General features: G+C 32.9%; 2 protein-coding genes and 2 pseudogenes. 3 read left to right on the forward strand and 1 reads right to left on the reverse strand.

Features of this window, described 5'->3' with window-relative positions:
- Positions 1-377 (reverse strand): annotated as a pseudogene (locus AC1DJR_RS20985) (N-acetyltransferase family protein); the annotation flags it as partial.
- 513 nt (positions 378-890) lie between these two features.
- On the opposite strand from AC1DJR_RS20985, the gene AC1DJR_RS20990 reads away from it, so the two are divergent.
- From AC1DJR_RS20990 to AC1DJR_RS21000, 3 genes and pseudogenes are all read left to right on the forward strand, one after another.
- Positions 891-2321, forward strand: coding sequence for an ABC transporter permease (locus AC1DJR_RS20990; RefSeq protein WP_477003421.1), 1431 nt, complete (start codon positions 891-893; stop codon positions 2319-2321).
- Between the two features lie 11 nt (positions 2322-2332).
- Entirely contained in the window at positions 2333-3010 is a 678-nt protein-coding gene (locus tag AC1DJR_RS20995; RefSeq protein WP_477003422.1) for an ABC transporter ATP-binding protein, read from the forward strand.
- A 492-nt stretch (positions 3011-3502) separates the two neighbouring features.
- A pseudogene (locus tag AC1DJR_RS21000) lies at positions 3503-3762 on the forward strand (hypothetical protein); the annotation flags it as partial.

Genomic DNA, 3762 nt, shown 5'->3' on the forward strand with positions numbered 1-3762 from the left:
GTTGTTAACTGTACTAAATGACATCCCCGTAATTTAGCACGTTGAATAGCCCATTTAATAAGTTTACTTCCTATACCTTTACCACGTTTTGATGAGGTTGTCCGTACACCCTCAATTGTAGCTCTCCAACCCCCTTGACGTACAATGTAAGGCGTAAATGTAATTTGTTGAATACCGACAATCTACGTCCCATCACACGCTACAATCAACTCGTTATTTGGATCACAATCAATAGCATGAAATGCTTTTATATAACTATCAGGGAGTGGTGTTTCATAGCGCTCTCTTTTATTTCCTAAAACATCATCAGCAAGCATTTTTACAATTGCATCTAAATCATCTGCCGTTGCAATCCTAAATGTTATAGTTTCTGTCACTATCAAAAAACCTCCTTAATGTATGCACTTGTTACTTTTATTTTACTTGTTTAAATACAAAAGGTTAAATTATAAAATATTATGAGTCTCTATAACTTTTTCTTATAGATAGCATAAAAGCCTAACTTATAAAATTATAAGTTAGGCTTTTTAACACAATATTATTATTAGARAATCCGACCAACTTCAATAAACCTCCATATTCTTTAATGAATTTTCATATTTARCAAGYRCAYATATAACCATCYAAATAGGGTGGTTTTTATTTGTTGTATAGAAATTACGTAATAAGCATGGATTTGTATGCTCTCATTCAATGCTATCTAAAGCCATAACCTCCTTGCCAATATTCAAAAACGATTACGTTTTTGAATATGTGYTCCGGTYTTTCTTGACCAGGTCAATGAATAACTACACATAAACTCCTTATATCTCTAGATAAACTACTGATTAGCTCCATATAGACTCTAGATAACCTATATAGAATACAAGTTATCAAGGAGGTWAGAAAAAATGAACTTTATRAAACGAGCAATTCTCAGTATGAAAAAAAGAGTAGGAACATCATTAATTTTGATGGCGGTTTTCCTAATTGTTACAAATTTGGTGTTGGCAGGATTCGTAATCCAAAATGCATCAAAAAAAGCTGCTGATGCAGCAAGAAAAAAACTCGGTGCAGATGTTACTTTAAGCCTTGATTTTGACAAATTAGGTCAACAAGCTAGGGAAACTGGAGAGATGCCTAATCCACCGAAGCTTAATACAAAAGAAGCAGATCAATTAGCGAAGTCAAAGTATGTAAAAGACTATAATTACATAACTAACACTCTCGGAATTTCTGACGGACTTAAACTAGTAGGAGCTTCAGAAGGAGAAGAAGAAGGAAAAGGTAAGGCGGGAATGGCGGCTGTACGAGGCGGTTCAGGCTCCGGTACAGAAATAGATATGAATTCTTCTTTTATGATTGAGGGAGTTCGCAAAACTGCATTACAAGAAAGCTTTAAGAATGGAAAAAGTAAAATCATTGATGGGAAACCAATTACAGAACAGATGAAAGATCAGAATGTAGCTTTAATGGAAAAACGATTAGCGGAATTAAACAACTTGAAAGTAGGAGACAAAGTTAAAGTGCAATCAGGGGATAAGAAGGAAACCCTGGAGGTTGAAATTATCGGTATTTACGAAACGAATGAGCAAGCAATGGGGCAACAAGCTCCTCCTATAATGGATCCAGCTAATAAACTATATATGCCGCATTCAACTATGAAAAAATTAGAAATAGATCAAGGGATAAGTAGCATTCAAGTCGTGTATTTCTTGAAAGATCCACAAAACATTGAAGCATTTAAAGAAGAAGCAAAAAAATCTGATATTGATTTTAATTATTATAAATTAGATGCACATGATTCGTTGTACAAACAAATGATTGGGCCTATCGAAAATATCTCATCTACTTCTCAAATGATTATTTATATTGTATCAATTGCAGGTGCGATTATTTTAGGGTTAATCATTATGTTATCGATTAAAGCACGTCGTAAGGAAATGGGGATTCTATTGTCCATTGGAGAGAAAAAGTGGAAACTGATGGCGCAGTTCGTAGTAGAAGTAGTATGTATCGCTATTTTAGCATTTGGATTATCCATAACAACAGGAGCAAAAATTTCTCAATTCATAGGGAATAATTTACTTTCGAGTGAAATTGCTACAGCAGGAGAAGAAACAAACACCTCACAAAATGGAACTGTAATGGTAGCTGGAMCTGGTGGAACTGTACAAAATCAAAAAGAGGATCCAATTGATAAAATTAATGTAAGTGTAACAGGCGAAGATGTAGGGAAAATGGGGGGGATTGGACTAGCTATTGCTATATTAGCAACGCTTCTTCCAGCATTATCTATTCTACGCCTGAATCCAAAACAAATTCTTTTAAAAGATGAATAAGGAGGCTCGATATGGAGACGATTTTACAATTTAAAAACTTAGATTATTATTATGAAAGTAACGGAAAAAAAGTAGCGATACTAGAAAATGTTAACTTTTCTTTTCAAAAAGGACATTTCTACACGATTCTAGGACCATCCGGATCTGGTAAAACCACTACGCTTAGCTTAGGTTGTGGGCTAGATATACCTAAAAATGGTTATGTACTATTTAATGGAAAGGATATTCGAAAAATTGGTTTGGATCGGTACCGTAATCAAAATGTATCGGTAATTTTCCAATCTTATAATTTGATTACCTATATGACTGCTCTTCAAAATGTCTTAACAGCAATGGAAATTACAGGTGTTAAAGTGCAAAATAAAACGGCAAGGGCRTTAGAATTATTAGAGAAAGTAGGACTYACAGAARTAGAAGCGAAACGAAATGTYYTGCAACTAAGTGGYGGRCAACARCARCGTGTWGCAATYGCTCGAGCGYTATCTTGYAATGTKGATTTACTGATTGCGGATGAGCCGACAGGAAACCTCGACGAAGAAACGGCAATGGATATAATAGAACTGTTTCAAGAACTTGCACATAAAGAAAATAAATGTATTATTGTTGTGACGCACTCACAGGAAGTTGCTAAAAAATCAGACCGTGCAGTCTATTTAAGTAAGAAGAAGTTGGTAGTAAACGAAATTTAATATAAACACCCTAGTTTTTTAATTCACATAATTTTCGAAATTAGTTTCTTCAAATATTTATATTTGATATACAATATAACCAAGCCATAATTAAAATGGTCTCCCTGTATTGAATGTTAAGATAGTTTGTTATTCCCTTTTTAACAATTTTTGAAAAAGAACTTGTAGTATATTCTACAGGTTCTTTTTGTTATGATCGGTTTACTATATCATTGAAGAATTGCATATAAAAAACGGGACAGTATTTAGGTGTATGATCTAAATACTGTCCCGTTTAATTATTTATYTGWAAAAAKGAACTAGCTTACATCTCATGTGATAGATTTTATAAATAAGAGCGTTTAATTGTCCATGGCTCTAAGCACTAACCATTTGGAATAAAGATGCAATGTATCAGTTATACTATGTAATATTTATTCATTACAAAATATGGTGGTATGTATGACTAAGCAAACAATTACTTTATTTCAAGTTTCTATGATACTCATTGGTAGTATTTTTTATAGTTTTACTTTCTATAACATGTTAACCTGTATTTTCATTGTAGTTGGACCATACCTATTAGGGATTTTGATGTCCATATTTTTAGATATCAAAGCTGCTAAGAAAGTTAATCCAATCCATTTATTTTTAGTAAGTACTTTAATCATGATATTCGGGTTTTATTCTCCAATATTTATAGTTCTTAGCGTTACATTTGGGAGCTATGCCATTAATAGTATTTYTTCTCAAAATAATATGAAAGTATATAT

The sequence above is a fragment of the Bacillus sp. 05T31 genome (assembly GCF_056396725.1).